1 pseudogene is annotated in these 234 nt (G+C 57.3%); it reads right to left on the reverse strand.

The window, feature by feature from the left end:
- Positions 1 to 234 (reverse strand): annotated as a pseudogene (locus B4920_RS28045) (bifunctional 3-phosphoshikimate 1-carboxyvinyltransferase/cytidylate kinase); the annotation flags it as partial.

Below are 234 nucleotides of genomic sequence, written 5' to 3' on the forward strand. Positions count from 1 at the left end.
GGGAAGGTTTTCGCCGTGCACTTCGGGTCAAGGATGGTGACTGGCGTATCTGACAGCGCCACCAGCGAGAAACACATCGCCATGCGGTGATCGTTGTAGGTGCCAATTTCTGCAAATTGCAGTTTTGCCGGCGGCGTGACGCGAATGTAGTCTTCGCCCTCTTCTACCACCGCCCCCACTTTACGCAGCTCGGTTGCCATTGCGAACAGGCGGTCAGTCTCTTTTACGCGCCAG

The sequence above is a fragment of the Zoogloea sp. LCSB751 genome, from assembly GCF_002028455.1.
In the GTDB taxonomy this organism is placed as follows: Bacteria; Pseudomonadota; Gammaproteobacteria; order Burkholderiales; family Rhodocyclaceae; genus Zoogloea.